Raw genomic sequence first — 2,723 nt, 5'->3', positions numbered from 1 at the left:
CCTACGAGCGTGCGGGCCGCGGCGGCCTGCACGCAGGCCAGGTCGGCCTCGGCCTTCGTCTCGGGCAGCACGCCGCCGCAGTAGGCGTCGAGCAGCGCGTCGTAGGAGTACTCAGTCACCGACGAGTTCAGCACGTAGCCGGCCAGCCCCAGGTCGAACGCGCGCATGCCCATGAGGTCGTCGTCGGATGCGAGCGCGGGCTCGGATGTATCGGCCGGGTAGACACGGTGCACGGCATGCTTCACGTCGAGCGCCGCGAACGAGCCCGCCGCCACGATGCGCGCGAACGCCGCGGGGCCGCCCTCGTCCTCGTAGAGCGCCGTGCCCTGCGTGGTGGAGACGGCGCACGTCAGGTCCACGTTGAAGAGCGACGCCTGCTCGGGCTCCACGAACGCCACGCCCACCGTCTCTCCGCGCGCGACGGCCGCGTCCACGAGGGCGTCGGCCTGCGAACCGGTCACGACGGGCTCCCACGACAGCGGGGCCGCCTTCTTCTCCAGCTCGCGTCCCACCAGCTTGAGCACGCGGCTCAGGTGGGCGTTGAACTGCACCTTCTTGAACGCCTCCGTCACGCGCTCCGGGTCGAACGACGGGAAGCAGCACTCCTCGAGATCGAGCGGGAAGTCCAGGTCGCACACGATGGTGGCCACCTCGCGGGAGAGAAACGCCATGTCCTTGTTGTCGACCATCCTCTCCTTCTGCTTGCCCTTGAGGTCGTCCACGTGCTCGTAGATGCCCTCCAGGTTCCCGTAGGCTTGCAGAAGCTTCGCGGCCGTCTTGTCGCCGATGCCGGGCACGCCGGGGATGTTGTCGGACGAGTCGCCCTTGAGGCCCAGGAAGTCGATGAACTGGTCGGGGCGCACGCCGTAGCGCTCCTCCACCTCGGCCGGGCCGTAGATGGCCACGTCGGTGATGCCCTTCTTCGTGGTGACGATGCGCGTCTTGTCGCTGGCCAGCTGGTAGGCGTCCTTGTCGCCCGTCACGAGCAGCGTCTCGTATCCCAGCTCCTCGTCGCGTGCGGCCACCGTGCCCAGGATGTCGTCACCCTCCCAGCCCTTGATGCGCACGACGGGCACGTCCATGGCCTCGAGCAGCTCCTCGATGATGGGGAACTGCACCTTCAGGTCGTCGTCCATGGGCGGGCGCTGCGCCTTGTACTGCTCGAGCGCTTTCATGCGGAAGGCGGGGCGGCCCGCGTCGAACGCGCAGATGATGGCGTCGGGGCTGGCCATGTCGATGAACTTGAGCAGCATGGCAAGAAAGCCGAACACGGCGTTCGTGGGCGTGCCGTCGGGAGCGTTCATCGTCTGCGGCACGGCATGGTAGGCGCGGTGCATGAGCGAGTTGCCGTCGATGACGGCGATCTTCTTCGGCATGGGGCGAGGTCCTCCGTCGGCTTGGATGTTAGGTTGACAAGTATAGCAGAGGGGCGTTGTCCGCTTCGGGGTCGGGCCGTGCCCAGTCGCTCGGGCAGTCCTGCTCGCACGAACAGCCCACCGGGCTGTTCGGCTCGTGCGGAACTCGCTTGGTGGGCACGGCCCGACCCCTAAGCTACTTTGATCTCCTCGAAAGATTCACACGAGAAGCGAGGGCCTGGCTTCTGGCAGAAATCAACCAGGGAGGGGCAACTCGCTCGGTACCTTGGTGAGAGGTTCAACCTGCGAGGGTCGGGTAGCTGCGAGGGTGCTTTGCCCTACGACACCGCCGCTGCTTCAACCAGCGGCACCTACGCGCTCCATAGATAGCCCACGCCGCGGACGGTTTCCAGATGTTGGGCGAGGTCGGGGCCGAGCTTGGCGCGGACGCGGCGAACGTGGACGTCCACGGTGCGGCTTCCGCCGTAGTAGTCGAAGCCCCACACGCGGCGCAGCAGGGCGTCGCGGGAGTACGCGCGGCCGGGGTGGGTCACGAGGAAGGCGAGCAGGGCGTATTCCAGGTATGTGAGGTCCAGGGGCTCGCCGGCCACGTTCACCTGGTAGGTGGCCAGGTTGATGGTCAGGGAGTCCACGGCGACGAAGTCCGACGCGGAGCTCTCGTTGCCGGGCCACAGCAGCTGGCGGATGCGCGCCGCGCACTCGTCCGGGGACGCGCCGTGCACCACGAAGTCGCTCTTCACCTGCACGGGCAGGCGGAACTCGCCCAGCTGGTCCTCTCCCACGATCACGAGGAGCGCCGCGGAGCCGTCCTCCAGGAGCAGCGACTCGGCCTGGGCTACCCTCCCCAGCGCCTCGCCGCGCGCCTCGTAGACTACCAGGTCGTAGCCGGGATGCTGCACCAGCAGGTTCTTCAGCTGCGCCGACGATCCGGCAGCCACCTCCACGTCGAGGCCCGAGAGCACCTGCTGGAACTTGTGGGCGTTGTCCAGGCTGTCCGCTACGAATATGACTGATTTCCCCATACTAGAGTCTCCGACCGTCCGCCATGGCCTCGGCTACAGCACCGCCAAGTAGCGGTCGCGCTCCCACGCGCTCACGTTGCCCTGGTACTCGTTCCACTCGGCGCGCTTGGCGGCCACGAGGTAGGAGTGGATGTGGTCGCCCAGCGTCTCGCGCATGAGCGCGGACCCGGCGAACAGCTCCACGGCCTCGCCCAAGCTCTCGGGAAGCGTCTGGATGCCCTGGCGGCGCAGATCCTGGCGCGAGAGCGCGAACAGGTCCTGGTCCTCGGTGGGGGGCTGCAGCTCCAGCCCCTCCTCGATGCCCGCGAGCCCCGCCGCCAGCATG

The 2,723-nt window shown here is 67.8% G+C and carries 2 protein-coding genes and 1 pseudogene; all 3 read right to left on the bottom strand.

Annotated elements, in window-relative coordinates:
• Nucleotides 1–1,376, bottom strand: a 1,376-nt coding sequence (locus tag GPA_RS17065; protein WP_041238651.1) for a 5'-3' exonuclease, incomplete at its 3' end; no start/stop codon positions are given.
• Nucleotides 1,377–1,726: 350 nt separating this feature from the next.
• Nucleotides 1,727–2,398, bottom strand: coding sequence for a winged helix family transcriptional regulator (locus GPA_RS00205; protein ID WP_015538606.1), 672 nt, complete (start codon nt 2,396–2,398; stop codon nt 1,727–1,729).
• Between the two features lie 33 nt (nt 2,399–2,431).
• Nucleotides 2,432–2,723 (bottom strand): annotated as a pseudogene (locus GPA_RS00200) (glutamine synthetase); the annotation flags it as partial.

Origin of the sequence: Gordonibacter pamelaeae 7-10-1-b (assembly GCF_000210055.1) — a bacterium.
Classification (GTDB): domain Bacteria; phylum Actinomycetota; class Coriobacteriia; order Coriobacteriales; family Eggerthellaceae; genus Gordonibacter; species Gordonibacter pamelaeae.
This window is presented reverse-complemented; position numbering and strand designations above follow the sequence as displayed.